Consider the following 18,024-nt stretch of genomic DNA (forward strand, 5'->3'; position numbering starts at 1 on the left):
ATATAATTATTTTTTTCATTTGAAAAGATCTTTATAATATTATTTTTTTTATTTATTTTATAAAAAAATCACCCCATCCCAGGGGTGATTTTGCGCTATTCAATAAAATCCTCAAGCAAACACGGCGCGCAACGCTGGATAGCCACTTACTCTCCCCAGGATAAAACTCGTGACTACCTTATCGGACCGCAGATGAACGCGGGGCAGACTGTACAATACCTTCCCTGTAGAGGGTTCCTCCATAGTAAGTTGGGCCGGCCCAGCGGGTAGGAGTGCATAGGGTGTAACCTGACCGGGATTCACATTGATAGCCCAACGTTGTTCGGTTTGGATAATGATTCGCAAAACAGGTGCATTGGGAGAGAAATGGGCAAATCGAAGTTTCAAGTGTCCAATTATTGGCTCTGCCCCCTCTTTCATCCACTGCCAAACTGGCTTACTATGTTGATGAAGCAACGGATCCCGAACCACAACAACCTGCTTGCTGTTTTCCAGTACAACCCAATTTGCTTGTAATAGGGGCCTTTTTCTATCCTTTGCAAAAAATAAGATAAAATTATGCGGTTGGGGTCGTACAGACAACGTAGCAAGGCGTATGGGCTTCCCAAAAGGCACCGAGGAAAACGACCCTTTATCATCAACCACCAAATCAAATCCCCTATGTGCCCAACGGGTTGCCGCATGTAGAAACCGAACCCTTCCAAGGGATTGCCTGTGGACTGAATTTTTCGCATATTGAGACCAATTGACCATTCTCTCCATGTGTTTCAGATACCGTTGATGGTGGGAATCGGCTACCTCGATCTGCTGTTTATGTTGATGATAATCGGCCAGTAACTTATATCGGAGGGCCTTCTCATAATCATGCCTCCACATCTCCGTTGGCTCCTTTCCAGGCATTAACTGCAACACCCTGGGGGATTGGGGAATTTCCCGTGGGTGTCGAAAGCCTCCTAACAGTTATAGCTATGCGCCCCACGATTGATTTTGCCCATGAGACCCTATAAAGGAACTAATTGAATGCTATCATCATACCCTAATAGAGATTATTTTCATCATGAAAAGGGGGATCACGGTGCACAGGACGACACTCGCCCTCTGCATGATTGTCAAGGATGAAGCATCCATCATAGCCGAATGTTTGGAAAGTGCCCAATCTGTTGTCGATGAAATCGTTGTAATCGACACAGGTTCCACGGACGATACGATAGCAATTTCGCGTTCCTACGGTGCCAATGTCTTCCACGATCCCTGGCGTAACGATTTCTCGCGAGCCAGAAATCTTGCGAAAGAAAATGCCACCAGTGACTGGATTATGTGGCTAGATGCCGATGAGATACTGGACAAAGCAGCCCACACGGAATTGCGGAAAAAAATGGATAGGGGTTTGCAAACACACAAAAACCTAGAAGGTATATATCTTAAAATTCTCAATTATCTGAATTCGGTTGATGAAGAGGAGAAAGAAACAGAACATATACTGATCAATTCCTCGCTACGAATGGTAAAAAATCGACCTCAATATCGCTTCGTCGGACGTGTACACGAACAAATTCTACCCAGCATCACAACAGGAAATCCTGAGGTAGTAATAGGAGAAATAGACGTCAAGATCCATCACCGGGGATACTTATACTCCCGAATCAACGATAAAGCAAAAATTGAGCGGAATAAGAAACTAATCCAGATATCCTTACAGGAAGAACCCCATAATGCTTTTCACTGGTATAACCTAGGGGTAGAATTTTTCCGAAACCGTGAATTTGCGGAAGCCCTAGTAACCTTCCAAAAATCCATGGAACTCCAACACCCAAACGAATCTCTCTGCTACACTCACCTTCGGAAGTATGAGTTGGTTTGCTTGGAGGCACTAGGAAAAGAGAACGAACTCATAGAACAAACGGAAGAAACCCTCCGGTTGTTCCCAGATTTCACCGATATATATCATATCAAGGCCAACTATCTCATAAAGAAGGGGGAAATAAGGACTGCCCTCGCCACATTCAAAAAAGCACTCCAAATCGGCCCCCCCCCTCCAAGCCGGTACGTAACCATTCAGGGGATTGGATCCTATCTCACCTGCCTAGCGATCGGTGAATTGTATGAGAAATTGGGCGAATACGAGGAGGCTTTGTCCTATCATGGGGAAGCCCTCCAGCGAACGCAAGGAAAACTACCACAGGCTATACGGGGAATCATCAATATTTTTTATAAAAGAGATAGTTTGAAAAAATTGCCGAATTTCTTGAAGAAAGAAAATCTCCTATGGGACGCACATGCAAAAGAAATATGGAGGAAAATTATTCAATCCCACACAACAGAAAAGGAAATAATAGAACTACTGGATGCCCTACCTGTCCTAAGCACAATTCATAACATCCCTCGGGGGAAACAAGAAAAAAAAATATCACACGAAAAAAGGGGGAAATAGAAGGGGAATATCAATGGCAACCCAAGTTCCAAAACCCATAACCCGTCTGGGGATTGGACCATTGTTCAATAGAGAGAATATTTTGTAATGGGATCCTGTATTCAACGTCTGCCTAAATGTAAACACTATCCACTACATTCCAAGATGAACCCAAGAGTCCCCATACCTTAACGGTTTACAAGGTCAGGAAGACCTAAAGGGGGGCTCTATTTGTTTATGATGAATCAGGCCGGCATACGAAAAGGGTGTATACATTCCCCTAAGGGGGTTTTTAGCACTACTTTTCATCCCTCCAGGCGAACATTTACAGTGATATCGCTCTTTCGGTTGTAATCCCCCCCTGGTTGATTTTCTTGGGTTCCCCATCCTCCGGAAATCGGTATAATCGTGGTGAATTATAACCATTGACATACATAACAAAAGTTAAAATTACATATAATTTAAAAATTATAAAAAATTATAATAAAAGTAAAAAAATACTGTAAATGGTAATCATAATAAAAAATTTATAAATATTTTTAAATTATATAGTAAAACTTCCCTAGTACCCATTTCCTACATCGTCTAAGAGGTCATGGTTTATATATTTATTAATAAAATATTATTATATAAATAGAGAAAATGGATCTATAGGGTAAAGTGGGATCAATTTATATTTTATTATATATTATATTAAAAAAATTAATAAAAAATAGATTCAGAGATGGGTCATCAGACGACGCAGGGAGGACAAAGAAGGGTCCCCACGGGGCCCCGACACCAAATTTGGAATACAACCTACATTTCCCCACTCTTATCTTGTATTTCACTTTTCTATCTCACCCAACCCCATTGATCATCATGCATATTGTGAAGGATGGGACCGTGCAGTTTCTTGTGGGGAATGCCCTATCTATGAATCTAGTCTCACCTTTTCGTAAAGCAATTGAGTGACATAATAACATTTTGTTATGACACTGTTCCTGTTTTGGTATCCCAGGAGTATTTATCTTATTTCATATGAATTTTTATAAAATTTTTACTAGGTCCTTGCGCGGAAGACGAACATTGTGTTGTAGTAAGATCCATCCTGTTTATGGTACGTACAAAAACAACAAAAAATCCGTAATGTTGACAACATTACGGATAAGATGGAACAAGGTTCCATTACCATTACCATGGACAAAGCGATCTGATCAACAAATAGGGCACGATCGCACGATCTGCAGTGAAAAAGAATGAAGCGTTATTATGTAAAAAGGGGATGACTCATGCCCCCTACCTCTGATAGAATATTGATCATCAACAAACAATAAACTCAGAGGAGGGAAAACATGAGCATCCACACCCATAATACAACATTATCAGGAAAAATCAATATCCAAAAAGAAGAGTCATGGATAGCTAGAAATTCGATGAAGATAGGCGACCGATCCATTGACTCCCCGTATTGTGGAAAAACACTGAAAAGTACGTGTCCCTTCTGTCATAGCCATAATGTCTTAATAGATGAGAAACTGATTCTAACCGATAGGACCATAATGGCAATAGCAAACGAGAAGCTGGCCCTAGCCAACGAGACAATGGCAATGGCAAACGAGAAGCTGGCCCTAGCCAACGAGACAATGGCAATGGCAAACGAGAAGCTGGCCCTAGCCAACAAGGCAACGGCAATGGAAGCAGGGAATAAGGACACAAAATGGTCTGCGGTAGCCGGTGAGATTGGGAAATTACATAGTACGAATCCTTCCCCTGCCCCCCAAGAAACGGAACACAACCCACTGATCGAGGATTCTCCATCCATAACTTTGCGTGACGGAAAAGATAAAGGTCCGGGGAATGCACGATCCGAAGGGGATGGATATCATCAATTGCACGATCCAAAAACTCGGGATCGATTCTTACGTGCTCAACGTTTTTTCGATGATCTCAAGGAGGGAATTACCTCATGGGGTCCCAAGGAGTGGGAGGAATCTAGGCATCTGATTGAGAAACTGCTATTATTGTGTTGTCCATCGAACCACAAGGAAAAGACGAAGGATTCCCTTCCCCTGGACGATATTACTAGCCTCATGTTCCATCACGACGGTGGTAGTATTTTGGTGCGGGCGCTGATTGGATTGTTAAAAAACGCATGGATCCCAGAGATAGACCCTCTAACCGACCCAAAGAATTGGAAACCCGTTGTCGAGGACCTATGTAACTTACGCATGCGTGTAGATCGAACCCTCCATTGTCTGAAATATCCCCAGGATGAGGGGAATGGGGTCTATCATCGCGGATATAGCACACTGTTTGGGGAACTAGATCTAGAGGTTCCTAGGACAAGATGGGAATTTTCACCGTACTCGTTACCACGTTATCAGAGTGCAAAGAATACCCTCAAAGATTTCGTTTATCGTCTTTATCTTCCGGGCCTCTCCTTGCGAAAAATTAGTAAACTATTGGAGGAAGGATTCAACCTTCGGACGCCCCCGGAAACGCTTTCGCAGTGGTTGCAACCTTATTACAACGATGCTATACAATATTTCGAAAGGGATCTGAGCACGACAGTATATACAGCCATAGGTATGGATACCCTCTTTGTTCCCATTCGGGAGGAGGGTCGTTATGTTTCGAAGGCGATCGCAGTCAGCACGGGTATCACGGCGGAGGGGAGGCGGGATATAATAGGGATCACCCCCTCGCCTGATGAGAATGTTGAATCCTATGATCAGCATATAGGGAAACTAAAGGAACGGGGCCTGAATGTCAACGATATACGTATCGTTACCACAGATGGGCATAGGGCTTTTCCCTTAGTTGTACGCAAGCATTTTCCTCACCATACGGTTCACCAACGATGTTACGTTCACGCGATTCGTAACATCATGAATGCAGCTCCTAAAAGTATGAAGAAGGAAATGGCTAAGGACGCTTCTTACGTCTTACGGTCTGGGGATATGAGACAGGCACTAGAACGGTGGTCTGAGTGTGCAGGGAAGTATCGGTTTGGAAATAAGGCGACGTGCGAAGCATGGGAAAGGCTCAGTCCTAAAAAAATCTCCCTGAGCTTACAAGCGGCATCCATAACCCAAAACCCCATACTTCTGCCCTATATACTGTCCACGAACTACACGGAATCGCTGAATGCTTTGTTTCGTGAGAGAACGAATAGCAAAAAAGGTGGATTCGTTGGTCTTGAGGTAGCGATGAAGGAATTGATGCTTACCGCTTTCTATTGGGTGGGGAAACAAAAAGAAAACCCCAACCCATTGCCTGTCGAGGATCTTCTTTCGATCCCTGCTGACTACGAGTCCGAAATTTCGAACGGAGAACCTCTCCCCACCACGGCTTATGACTTTCATCCCCTCTTATACACGGAACAAGGGCAGGGTTGTATGGACGATGTCCATACCCTTGATTTCTAGCTAGCACCTTTCGGGGAAAATCCGTCTAAGGCGCCACGACGGTTTTTCCCCGGGAAACTCCCTCCATCCGACGAGTTCTTCCACGGAACGGAGGTACCATATTCCTTCTCAAGAATCCCACCGCCTAGTTCTGGGGGTAACCTATGTGGTACAATTCTTCCAGCATCAGACTGGGTATCCGCCGCCCATCTCAATATCCATTATACCCCTAAATCTCGCAACGGTCTGTCCAGCCCATTATTTTCTGAATTTACAATAAATTAGTGATTAAAGGAAACACCTTATAAATATAAGATAAATACCCCTGGGATACCAAAACAGGAACAGTGTCATAACAAAATGTTATTATGTTACTCAATTGCTTTACGAAAAGGTGAGACTAGATTCATAGATAGGGCATTCCCCACAAGAAACTGCACGGTCCCGGAAAGGATGGGGGGAAAATGAAGAAAAATAGCTATAACATGGAATTAAAGAATAAAATAGTTAGAGAAGCTTTACATAACGGTAACGTGTCCGAGATTGCCCATAAACACGGACTCATCCCCAGAACGGTCAGGAGTTGGGTGAAGCAGTACGGGGTGAAGGGGGATCTCTGGGAAAGAACTGAGAATGATGCAAAGAAGGTGTCCCTGAGTGAACAGGATGTTTCTCATAAAACCGTTCTCGAATTAAGGGAACAGATCTACCAGCTAAGGAAACAGTTGAAGAAACAAAAGGAGGAGGATCAGCTCAGAATCAATATTCTGGAGGACCTTGTAAAAAAGCAGAATCTCTGCCCCCAGAATCGGATTGGGTGATATCCCTTTTTCGGTTGTAATCTCCCCCTGGTTGACTTTCTTGGGTTCCCCATCCTTCGGAAATCATATCATCGTAATGAATTATAACCATTGACATACATAATAAAAGTTAAAATTACACAATAATTTAAAAATTATGATAAAACATAAAAAATTACTGTAAATGGCAACTATGTAAAAAAATGGAAGTCATACCCATACTCAGGGTAGTTTGGTTTTCCTGAAAATAAATGTAAGAATATTCTTTTTTTAGTTTGGGTGCTACCGCAGAAAGGAACGATCCGACAAGTACCGCCCAGAGCATTGGTTTCCAAAATTTGGTTCCCTCCCCGACTTATAATAAAATTTAATAAATATAGTAAGTTTGTTTGATAGTACTTGCTCCTTCATTCAATGTATCGCCGGGGAATAGATCAGCACGATATTTCATAATAAACAGTTTATTTAGATTATTATGTATCAAACCATGGTAATTAAATCTTGTTAGTTAAAAAACATGGTAAGAGATATGGAAAAGCCATCTATCCTTGTTGTATAATCTTCCTTATCAAAATAAAAAAATACAAGGAGACTAGAGGACAGATGGCTTCCCAACGTTGTAACACAATACCCAATGACTACGAAACAGAGGAAATAGAACAAAGGGAAACTTACTTGCAGAATCGTCTATTATCCATGGTGGATACGAATCAACCTTCTGATATAGAATTTGTTTTCATCCTCCTTGGCCTGTTCTTCACCGAATATGCATCCTTATATAGGAAGAGATACAGTGGTTACCACAATACCATTGGGAGGCCATGCATACATATACTCACACCATTGATTTTCGACATAATCAAGGAGTTTTTACGGTGTAGCGACCGTATGCTGATCATTCAAATTCCACGCGAAGGCCCTCTTTTTGAGGCATTGGGTGGTAAAGAAGGTAGACCACTTATGGGTGAAAGAACACTATATGAGAGTCGAAATCGCCTCAATGTCTATGAGGAAACCGAAGGCTATAATGTGAAGGAACAGTTCTACTCCGACTTCACCCAATTTTTGATGGGGATCGTGGGCATGGATCCCAGTATTTATCGGATGGATTCAACCCTTATCGATAGCTGTATCAGGAAACTGAGCCGCAATATGTTGATTTTCTTGGTGATTAGGATTTCGGTTCGTACGATGGCCAAACTTGCCCTACCTCTTCCTTCCGAATGGGAGATCTTCTTGCAACCAGATTGCGGGATGGCCGATGTGAACGAAGCCCAGGCCCATTCTTATAGGTCCCTCCTCCTTCTACCAGCGGATCACCCAACGGACAAGATGAAACGGAGGGCAACACTGCTAGAGATTTGCCTAGCCCTCAAACACTTTGGGAACCAGTACAAGGAGTTTCAATCCGCCCCAGTCCATATACTGTTGCAAAGGGTGATAGGAGAGCAGACAGAGGGAGTTGAACAGGAAGGGCAAAAGAGACTCATGGTGCGTTCCACCTCGCCATCAGGCAGTCTGCAAAGCCCCTTTGATCCAGACGCCCAGTGTCGTATCAAGGGTAAGCAATTGTGTAGAGGGTATGTTTGTAACCTTGTCGAGGCTCGTGATGAGGTGAAGAGATTGAGTATACTCACCCATGTGAATACCCAAGGGGCACTTCATTCCGATAAGGATTTTGGAGTTGACTATATATCCAACCATGCACCAGAGGACAACAAGACCTTGTATTTCGACGGAGGGTACAACTGCCATGAGGTAAGGGAGGCGGCTAAAGAACGTACTATCGATATACACCCAACCGATATGTTGGGAAGAAAGGAAAATCCCAGTAAAAAAAGGGTAAGCGGGTTCAAGAGGGGAAAGGATGGAAAGATCCATCGGTGTCCTGGTGGCAAGACCCCCGACTCATCCACGTACCAACCCGGAGAGAAGGGCAAGGGTAAGATAGTGGCCCGCTTCCATGAGGGGACCTGCGGGGGATGTAAATTTGCCGAGCAATGTGCAGCCAAACCTCTGAAGAGGGGGGAAAGGGTTCTGCGCACCACAGATCAGTCCTATTCAACGGCGGAACAACGAGACAAAATGGAGCAACCGGGGTACAAAGAGAAGGATCTGCTTATAATTTATCCCAGGCCGTTCGTTATCTTCAAAAGAAGATCAGGAAGATAAGGATAAGATCACCCATAACTACATAGGGTTTAATATATAATAATATTTAAATAAAAAATAAAATTCGACTTTATGTCGGTTTCTTTAGTGTGCGCAAAAGGGGCGAGATAGGAACCGGTTCCTATGATTCCACGGTGATTTCGGTGGTTCAAAAAAAATAACCGATCGCACGAAATTTTCAGGTGCAATCCCCCAGAAAGGGGTACCTTTCCACCCCAAAGAACTTACGCTGGAAATACCCAAACAGACTGTTTTTATATCCATTAACAATATAAACATTTCCAGATAACATCATTTAATCTACAAAAATATTTTAATAAGTTTGATACCTTTTTTCGCGGTAGCACCAAGGCTTACAATAATCTGCACGCTCTCATCGGGGTAGGATTACAGCACGACCACAAGAACATTAGAAAAGGTGCAGAGAGCCTACAGAGGGGGAAACAGTCCATTGCAAATTACCATCGAGGAGACAAGGTTACCAATGCCCTTATAGAGGGAAAGAACTGTGCCACCAAGCTTGACTTTCGCCAACGTTTTGGGGTTAGGATTTGGAGGAACTATGAGAACCTTGCTATCGTATGTCGCAATAGCCACCTGGAAAACGATCAGGGGGTAAATTGCCGGAATGTTTCATAAGATTAATATAGTGTTTAATAAGCATAAAATAAAATAAAAATTCATTAAATAATTTTGTATACATAATAGAAAAAAGCACATACTTTTGTTTCTATTTATTTTATAAATTAATAGAGACAGATGCTCTTCGGCATGGGCTCGTGTACAATAAACTGAATAAACAAACTAATTATGGAGAAGAATGGGCCCCACCTAATTCATCCTTAAAATTCAGAGTAGAAAAAAACCGCCCAAGGATATTCCGGGTCCGAAGTTTGGCCAAGAGCCGCGGTTTGTAACCCGCTACCTATCAGCCGGTTACGAAGGGCCGAGCAACCTTCATCTCTTGATCGACTTCCTGACACACACACCCGTTCGGATGCTGCCTTCGGCGCGCCTGAAATCGGCCAATTATTGCGAAAATTATATTCAGTATGCTATATTTTCAGCTAGGGGGGCCCATAGCCGGGGAAGTTTTAGGTAAGTCTGGTAACCCTTATAGGCGAATAACAAGAAAAGGGGAGGTGCGATGGCTATTGTACTGGATTTTTAAATCCTGGAGGTATATTGTTAGCCCTTTATGTTCCGTTTGCGTTTTGATGTTTACACTCTCCAATTCTGTTTACGGGACCGAAGGTGGGGTTCTTGGGTCAGATGGAGTTAAGGCTGGTAATGATAGAAACGCGCAGAAAATACCAGGGCGCCCCGCTGCTGATGATGATAAAACTTCGGTGGAGTCACCTTGTTTAGAGGCTGAGAAAGCAACTGAGGAGGTGGTCTCGTGGTTGGAAATGAACAAAATTGATTCGTCAACCAGTATGATTGTTGGTAATCTGCATGCCCAAATGATGGAATTGGCGAGTCTTGTAGATGAAGATTTGCGGGTAAGTGAAAAAGTGGCCCATGGTGTACAGATGAAAGTTAAGGAAGATGCCCCGGATAATGTGAAAGAATCGATAGAAAAGGCGTGGGGCGGTTTATCTATACAAGTTTTATCTTACGACCTACATAAGGAGGGGGTCAAAGTAGGGGACATTGTTAAGCTGCCGTCTGTTGGGGGAGTTTATGGGGAAAGTCGTCATCGCCGGGAAATTGATTCAAATTCAGACCCATCAGTGGATTCTGAGGAGGAACAACCATTTACTGTTTTGGCTGAAATTTCACAGGAAAATGGTAGGAAAAAGCTCTACTTATTTAGAGAAGATGGGAGTTTTGAGTCTGCTGAACAGGATCAGTCTATAGTTTCTGGGGGTTATGGCGGCAATATGGCTGATTTTCAGGAGGGAGGGGCAGATAGAACCCGTGTGAAGAGGAATCCCTATTCCTGTAGCGGTATATGTGGATGGTTATTAGGTTGGGCATGTGGTGCAGCAGGTTACAAATGGATTCTCAAGGTTGTGCCCCGTTGTGTAAGGTTTTGTTGGAACACGTTTGCCTTCGTGGTACCGGCAGCTGTTTGTTCTGCCGCATGCGTTGTAATACACGCGGTGATATGTTACTTGGTACCGGCACATTTATGTGAGCATGGGTGTGAGGCATTCGGTTTTTCTAGGTAATTAAGGGGGACATCAATTTAACCAGCGGATATGTGTCGGTGGTTCTGCATTAGTCTACCCTTATAGTGTTGTATGGTGGGAATTCCCCATGGGTGCGTTGCACAAATACAAATTGCACAGGTTTTTGGACGGGGAGAAGTCCTATCTGATGAAAATTCCTTGTGGATAGACAATAGTTCCGCTCCATTTGGGTAATGGGGATCTCAGAAAAACTATGCAAAAACGATTAACACAACGGATCCCCTAAAACATATGGATGAGAAAAATAAGTGAATTTTATCCAAAAGGGGTGTGAAGGCTGCGTGCAACAGGGTTTCTCTAACCCCCCTTCTAGGGGAAAAAGTTCCTCACACGCGTGGAATGTTGTATTACGATTCGGATTTTTGGCTTTTTTGTTCCATATGCTAATGCTTCTACACATTAGCCTCTATGGTGTGCAATTTGGATCCCTTTTATCTTCCTTTTCCCCACACTTTGGTGCTTTGGATTGGAGCTTCCTATTATTCATTTTTATGATTACAACACATGTATTACCGTTATGGGGTGTCGTTCGGAGTTATTTGTTGTATGTGTATAAGAGAATTGATTTGATACGTACCCACCGGTTAAAATGCTTAGAGATAGCGCAGGAAAGGGGTGTAACTAGGCTACAATGGCATGTTGTTTCATGGGTGGGATTTGTTTGGTTTTTGATTACTATGGCTTTTTCCGCATGGGAGCAAAAATCCTTCACCGCATTAACCCTAGGAATTGTGGGTTGGTGGGGAAGTTTGCATTGGCAGATTCTTCGCGAACGTCATTGGTGCGCCGGGGAAATTAAGGAGGAGGTGGATATTCGTTCCTTTACTGGGATGAGTATAGCCTTCTTATCTCTATATGTAATACCTATATACTTATATATTCATTGGTATTATATATCTTATAATGGATTTTTGGTAATAATCGCGGCGGTATATTCATTTAGGATATTCCCTACTTTTGCCCATTTTTTGCTTGGTAAGCGACCCTTTCTCCTGAAATCCTTTGCTAATAGGGAAGGGAGCAGCGAATTATCCATTACCTCTATATTTTATGACGATTTCGGAAGAATGTACCTTGTTACTGATTTGCGAAAAAAATCAGAAGCTTGGTTTCACAAATATAAGTTTTTTATAATATCATTTTTTTGTATTATAATAATTACATTTATTATTTCTATAATTAATTATTAGGGGTCTATGGGCCTGAGGATAGATCCAGTTATGATGATTTTCCCGGTGAATGGGATAGCCAGAATAACCTAAAATTGGGATTTGATGGTTATTTATGTATTTCATAAAAAAATTTATGTATTCTTATATTCCTATTTATGTAAATCTGATCGCCTCAATCATTTTGCCCTCAATGTCAAAATAAGTCGTAATTGATGAATGGTTTAGACATTATTGTGGTTGCTGGTGTGACCATAAGTACTATGAGAAGATCGGGGACGGTCAGATCTTTCTGTACGGAACCTCCGTACGTCAAAAAACCCGCTCCAGTAAGGAGAAGGGTTTTATTTGTTTAAAAATGTTAATTGGGAATCCAACCCGAACCCTTGTATCTATCTTTCTCTATACCTTTCAGGCCGGGACCGTGCAATTTCTTGTGGGGAATGCCCTATCTATGAATCTAGTCTCACCTTTTCGTAAAGCAATTGAGTAACATAATAACATTTTGTTATGACACTGTTCCTGTTTTGGTATCCCATGGGTATTTATCTTATTTCATATGAATTTTTATAAAATTTTTACTAGGTCCTTGCGCGGAAGACGAACATTGTGTTGTAGTAAGATCCATCCTGTTTATGGTACGTACAAAAACAACAAAAAATCCGTAATGTTGTCAACATTACGGATAAGATGGAACAAGGTTCCATTACCATTACCATGGACAAAGCGATCTGATCAACAAATAGGGCACGATCGCACGATCTGCAGTGAAAAAGAATGAAGCGTTATTATGTAAAAAGGGGATGACTCATGCCCCCTATCTCTGATAGAATATTGATCATCAACAAACAATAAACTCAGAGGAGGGAAAACATGAGCATCCACACCCATAATACAACATTATCAGGAAAAATCAATATCCAAAAAGAAGAGTCATGGATAGCTAGAAATTCGATGAAGATAGGCGACCGGTCCATTGACTCCCCGTATTGTGGAAAAACACTGAAAAGTACGTGTCCCTTCTGTCATAGCCATAATGTCTTAATAGATGAGAAACTGATTCTAACCGATAGGACCATAGTGGCAATGGCAAACGAAAAGCTGGCCCTAGCCAACGAGACAATGGCAATGGCAAACGAGAAGCTGGCCCTAGCCAACGAGACAATGGCAATGGCAAACGAGAAGCTGGCCCTAGCCAACAAGGCAACGGCAATGGCAGCAGGGAATAAGGACACAAAATGGTCTGCGGTAGCCGGTGAGATTGGGAAATTACATAGTACGAATCCTTCCCCTGCCCCCCAAGAAACGGAACACAACCCACTGATCGAGGATTCTCCATCCATAACTTTGCGTGACGGAAAAGATAAAGGTCCGGGGAATGCACGATCCGAAGGGGATGGATATCATCAATTGCACGATCCAAAAACTCGGGATCGATTCTTACGTGCTCAACGTTTTTTCGATGATCTCAAGGAGGGAATTACCTCATGGGGTCCCAAGGAGTGGGAGGAATCTAGGCATCTGATTGAGAAACTGCTATTATTGTGTTGCCCATCGAATCACAAGGAAAAAACGAAGGATTCCTTTCCCCTGAATGGCGTTACTAGCCTTATGTTCCATCACGACGGTGGTAGTATTTTGATGCGGGCGCTGATTGGATTGTTAAAAAACGCATGGATCCCAGAGATAGACCCTCTAACCGACCCAAAGAATTGGAAACCCGTTGTCGAGGACCTATGTAACTTACGCATGCGTGTAGATCGAACCCTCCATTGTCTGAAATATCCCCAGGATGAGGGGAATGGGGTCTATCATCGCGGATATAGCACACTGTTTGGGGAACTAGATCTAGAGGTTCCTAGGACAAGATGGGGATTTTCACCGTACTCGTTACCACGTTATCAGAGTGCAAAGAATACCCTCAAAGATTTCGTTTATCGTCTTTATCTTCCGGGCCTCTCCTTGCGAAAAATTAGTAAACTATTGGAGGAAGGATTCAACCTTCGGACGCCCCCGGAAACGCTTTCGCAGTGGTTGCAACCTTATTACAACGATGCTATACAATATTTCGAAAGGGATCTGAGCACGACAGTATATACAGCCATAGGTATGGATACCCTCTTTGTTCCCATTCGGGAGGAGGGTCGTTATGTTTCGAAGGCGATCGCAGTCAGCACGGGTATCACGGCGGAGGGGAGGCGGGATATAATAGGGATCACCCCCTCGCCTGATGAGAATGTGGAATCCTATGATCAGCATATAGGGAAACTAAAGGAACGGGGCCTGAATGTCAACGATATACGTATCGTTACCACAGATGGGCATAGGGCTTTTCCCTTAGTTGTACGCAAGCATTTTCCTCACCATACGGTTCACCAACGATGTTACGTTCACGCGATTCGTAACATCATGAATGCAGCTCCTAAAAGTATGAAGAAGGAAATGGCTAAGGACGCTTCTTACGTCTTACGGTCTGGGGATATGGGACAGGCACTAGAACGGTGGTCCGAGTGTGCAGGGAAGTATCGGTTTGGAAATAAGGCGACATGCGAAGCATGGGAAAGGCTCAGTCCTAAAAAAATCTCCTTGAGTTTGCAAGCGGCATCCATAACCCAAAACCCCATACTTCTGCCCTATATACTATCCACGAACTACACGGAATCGCTGAATGCTCTGTTTCGTGAGAGAACGAATAGCAAAAAAGGTGGATTCGTTAGTCTTGAGGTAGCGATGAAGGAATTGATGCTTACCGCTTTCTATTGGGTGGGGAAACAAAAAGAAAACCCCAACCCATTGCCTGTCGAGGATCTTCTTTCGATCCCTGCTGACTACGAGTCCGAAATTTCGAACGGAGAACCTCTCCCCACCACGGCTTATGACTTTCATCCCCTCTTATGCACGGAACAAGGGCGGGGTTGTATGGACGATGTCCATACCCTTGATTTCTAGCTAGCACCTTTTGGGGAAAATCCGTCTAAGGCGCCACGACGGTTTTTCCCCGGGAAACTCCCTCCATCCGACGAGTTCTTCCACGGAACGGAGGTACCATATTCCTTCCTTCCAGCATCAGACTGGGTATCCGCCGCCCATCTCAATATCCATTATACCCCTAAATCTCACAACGGCCTGTCCAGCCCATTATTTTCTGAATTTACAATAAATTAGTGATTAAAGGAAACACCTTATAAATATAAGATAAATACCCCTGGGATACCAAAACAGGAACAGTGTCATAACAAAATGTTATTATGTTACTCAATTGCTTTACGAAAAGGTGAGACTAGATTCATAGATAGGGCATTCCCCACAAGAAATTGCACGGTCCCGAAATGAAAGACGCTATAGAATACTTATGTGTAAATATAGAATCACATACGAATGTTGTCAAGTTTTTTAGTAATCCAGAAATTATTAGGGTTTTATTGAATACTAATAGGATTGAGAGTATGAATAGGCTCATAAGCCGCTGGGCTGATTGGAAAGGTGGATTTCGCAGCACAGAGGAACAAGAGAGAGCAGCCCACATAGCTGGACTGAGGATGGAAAAATCCCCCCTTATTTTCCCATTCAAGGAAGGGGATCTAATCCTTGATGAAGAAATTTCTGATAAGGAAAAATGTTTTGAGTTTAGAATAGGGCGTGTCGAGAAAAACTGTCGGAGTCTTATGGAGATATGTATAAAGGGATGGAAAGGAGATTGCCAAGAATTGGGGAACATCCTTGCCTCGTTGGCAAAACAAACTATTGAATGTTGCAATGGGCTATTATGGATACGGCATAATCAGCTTTTGTTATAGAAAAAGGCTACAATGGTTTGATACGTCCTGGTGGTATCCGGCTTACCACCGTACCAGATTCCCCGATGTCCTCTCGAGATTGCCCCCCAAACGTTGCCCCATATCGTGTTTCTGGAATTTCTTGATTTCAATGAATGCTGTTGGGGTATCACCCTACAAAAATTTTCACGGTCTCCTGCCTCACCTTGCTTTTGACTTTTACCCCAGCGTATAATGCTTAAGAAAGTACTGTTATGGTCCCAAGAAGTTTGATTGGTTACTGAGTCTACCCTTCCCAGTTGGGAATTTGTTCCCTTAAAAAAATATTATTAAGGACCGTCGTATCATAAATAAACCATCCCATAAATGTCGAGTAGGGCTGGCATCTCAGCCAACCCTCTCACAGAACCACACGTACTACTCTCGCATTATATAGCTCTTATGATCCCATAGGATTTTTCCCACTTAGAACACCAGTCTGGTGTCACGTTCTTCGTACCTTCCTCTGCTGTGTTCTATCCGGGTTTCGATCCCATGTTGCTCGGTCCAACTTGCGATCATCTCCTTATCGCAGATTGTGCATCCAGTTAGACCCATCAGGTCTAACCCACGATCATCTCCTTGCTTCGGAATTGTACGTCGGCTGGTCCAGGCGGACCATTCAACCCCTTCGCTCCGCCCTCATTGACAAGGGTTTCTTCACTACTATGAGTTGATCCGACTCTGTTCACGGAAGCTCCTCGGTAACCCTTAGCCCTTTTTTTACACCTGGCCTTAGCCAGGTGTCCGTGCGACAGTCTTTCGTGGTTCCCTATAAGGGCCTAAATCAGGTTCATTCCATCTGTGCACCGGATGCCGCCAGGACAGTAGATGGTTCACCCTCTATGACTTCATTCCAAGGATAGGTCCCTTGTTTCGACATCGACTGTGACTTTAGATGCTTTTCTCCAATGGTTTGCTTTACTAATCTCCATGATTCATACCTGACAGGATTCTTTCGCCCTGCCTTTTCCCAGAACGGCTCACCACCTTTGCTCTTTACCCCAGCAGCACTAGGCGGTTTGTAACCTGCTACCTATCAAGGCCGAGCAACCTTCATCTCCTGAACGACTTCTTGACACATAATTCCACATCGGAAGGATGATTTGGACTTACCGTGAATAATATACGACTCTGCAGGGAAGTTTATCTTTCTTCTATTTCCTCTGTTTCATAAGTTAATGTTGGGAAGCCGTCTGTCCTCTAGTCTCCTTAATGTTTTTTGTATGGATAAGGAAAAATATATAGAAAGGATCGATAGCTTTTCCATTATCTCTTACCATAACCCAAATAGCACCTTCCCCCACCTTTAGACACACTCAGTCATGGGTGATGGATTAAGCAGGCTCTTACCTATGTGGTTATGAAAATTATGCAGATGATTCCAACATCCTACCCTGTTTTAAAGTAAGGAATCCGTGTTGTGGATGTTAAAATTTTCCTTCATTTACGTCTGATACTCCGAAGACAGAATCCGGAGAGATTTAAAGTGTTACCCTGCTATCGGAGTTGGTAACAGAAAAATAAGGGTTATTACATATAAGTTGTCACCCATTCTCGGGAAAATTCCCGGCCTTATTCAGATGGCTGGAGGGGGAATATATCATTCTATTAGCAATGCTAACAGTGCTGATAAAGAAGATTTTTACGGTGTCAACTGGTTTCGTTCTTCGGGGTATCTTATATGTTGCAATTGGCTTATTCTTTATGTTGCCTTTTGTACCAGGCCCCGGGACGCCGTTTCTCATTGTGGGGCTTTTTTATTTATCAAAAAGATACATATGGGCAAAGACTGCATTATTCAAGGTGTTGTACTGGTTAGACAGGTTCTTAAAACTGGGTAAGCGGTGGAAGGGCAGATTGTGTAATCGTTATCCTCATGCTTATCACAAGGTAGCCTCCATATCACACAGGAGCAAAGGTGTATATCATCATAGACTTTCCCCTTGGTTTAGTAAAAACTTTCCAAAATTTTTCACATCATGCAAAGAGATCTGTAGAAATATTCAAATTGACAAACATTTGGAAAGTGCACGTCGTGAGTACACTCAAAGCAAGAGCAAAAAAAATGATG

The 18,024-nt window shown here is 43.0% G+C and carries 13 protein-coding genes; 9 read left to right on the forward strand and 4 right to left on the reverse strand.

The window, feature by feature from the left end; translation table 11 throughout:
* Positions 1-111: 111 nt before the first annotated feature.
* A complete protein-coding gene (locus tag PPRES148_RS06950; RefSeq protein ID WP_149453821.1) occupies positions 112-900 on the reverse strand; it encodes a DUF4397 domain-containing protein in 789 nt (262 codons plus the stop codon).
* A gap of 175 nt (positions 901-1,075) precedes the next feature.
* On the opposite strand from PPRES148_RS06950, the gene PPRES148_RS06955 reads away from it, so the two are divergent.
* Together PPRES148_RS06955 and PPRES148_RS06960 are read left to right on the forward strand one after the other, a co-directional pair.
* Positions 1,076-2,431: a glycosyltransferase gene (locus PPRES148_RS06955; RefSeq protein ID WP_187820784.1), complete on the forward strand. Its 1,356-nt coding sequence runs from the start codon at positions 1,076-1,078 to the stop codon at positions 2,429-2,431.
* 1,313 nt (positions 2,432-3,744) lie between these two features.
* On the forward strand, positions 3,745-5,820 hold the full coding sequence (locus tag PPRES148_RS06960; protein WP_149453823.1) for an IS256 family transposase: 2,076 nt from the start codon (positions 3,745-3,747) through the stop codon (positions 5,818-5,820).
* Here the strand turns inward: PPRES148_RS06960 and PPRES148_RS06965 are convergent.
* A complete protein-coding gene (locus tag PPRES148_RS06965) occupies positions 5,817-6,014 on the reverse strand; it encodes a hypothetical protein (RefSeq protein ID WP_149452698.1) in 198 nt (65 codons plus the stop codon). The two genes, PPRES148_RS06960 and PPRES148_RS06965, sit on opposite strands and share 4 nt — an antisense overlap.
* A gap of 249 nt (positions 6,015-6,263) precedes the next feature.
* Between PPRES148_RS06965 and PPRES148_RS06970 the strand changes: the two genes are divergently transcribed.
* The 6 genes from PPRES148_RS06970 to PPRES148_RS06995 all read left to right on the forward strand — a co-directional run bounded on the left by PPRES148_RS06970 (position 6,264) and on the right by PPRES148_RS06995 (position 15,084).
* Entirely contained in the window at positions 6,264-6,620 is a 357-nt protein-coding gene (locus tag PPRES148_RS06970) for a transposase (protein ID WP_149453191.1), read from the forward strand.
* A 582-nt stretch (positions 6,621-7,202) separates the two neighbouring features.
* Complete coding sequence (locus tag PPRES148_RS06975; RefSeq protein WP_149453190.1) at positions 7,203-8,771, forward strand: transposase; 1,569 nt, start codon at positions 7,203-7,205, stop codon at positions 8,769-8,771.
* Between the two features lie 285 nt (positions 8,772-9,056).
* Positions 9,057-9,410: a transposase gene (locus PPRES148_RS13335; protein ID WP_149454211.1), complete on the forward strand. Its 354-nt coding sequence runs from the start codon at positions 9,057-9,059 to the stop codon at positions 9,408-9,410.
* A 515-nt stretch (positions 9,411-9,925) separates the two neighbouring features.
* Positions 9,926-10,945 (forward strand): single stranded DNA-binding domain-containing protein, encoded by a 1,020-nt coding sequence (locus PPRES148_RS06985; protein WP_149453189.1) that lies wholly within the window; start codon positions 9,926-9,928, stop codon positions 10,943-10,945.
* 689 nt (positions 10,946-11,634) lie between these two features.
* On the forward strand, positions 11,635-12,156 hold the full coding sequence (locus PPRES148_RS06990; protein WP_149453188.1) for a hypothetical protein: 522 nt from the start codon (positions 11,635-11,637) through the stop codon (positions 12,154-12,156).
* A gap of 852 nt (positions 12,157-13,008) precedes the next feature.
* Positions 13,009-15,084: an IS256 family transposase gene (locus PPRES148_RS06995; protein WP_149453187.1), complete on the forward strand. Its 2,076-nt coding sequence runs from the start codon at positions 13,009-13,011 to the stop codon at positions 15,082-15,084.
* Here PPRES148_RS06995 and PPRES148_RS11620 read toward each other — a convergent pair.
* Positions 15,081-15,230, reverse strand: coding sequence for a hypothetical protein (locus tag PPRES148_RS11620; RefSeq protein ID WP_187820252.1), 150 nt, complete (start codon positions 15,228-15,230; stop codon positions 15,081-15,083). The two genes, PPRES148_RS06995 and PPRES148_RS11620, sit on opposite strands and share 4 nt — an antisense overlap.
* Positions 15,231-15,557: 327 nt before the next feature.
* Between PPRES148_RS11620 and PPRES148_RS07000 the strand changes: the two genes are divergently transcribed.
* Complete coding sequence (locus tag PPRES148_RS07000) at positions 15,558-15,932, forward strand: hypothetical protein (RefSeq protein WP_187820785.1); 375 nt, start codon at positions 15,558-15,560, stop codon at positions 15,930-15,932.
* A 581-nt stretch (positions 15,933-16,513) separates the two neighbouring features.
* On the opposite strand, the gene PPRES148_RS12980 is transcribed toward PPRES148_RS07000, so the two are convergent.
* The gene (locus tag PPRES148_RS12980; protein ID WP_281289945.1) at positions 16,514-16,642 is read right to left on the reverse strand and encodes a hypothetical protein; all 129 of its coding nucleotides are present in this window, start codon (positions 16,640-16,642) and stop codon (positions 16,514-16,516) included.
* Positions 16,643-18,024: the final 1,382 nt, after the last annotated feature.

Source organism: Pasteuria penetrans (genome assembly GCF_900538055.1).
In the GTDB taxonomy this organism is placed as follows: Bacteria; Bacillota; Bacilli; order Thermoactinomycetales; family Thermoactinomycetaceae; genus Pasteuria; species Pasteuria penetrans.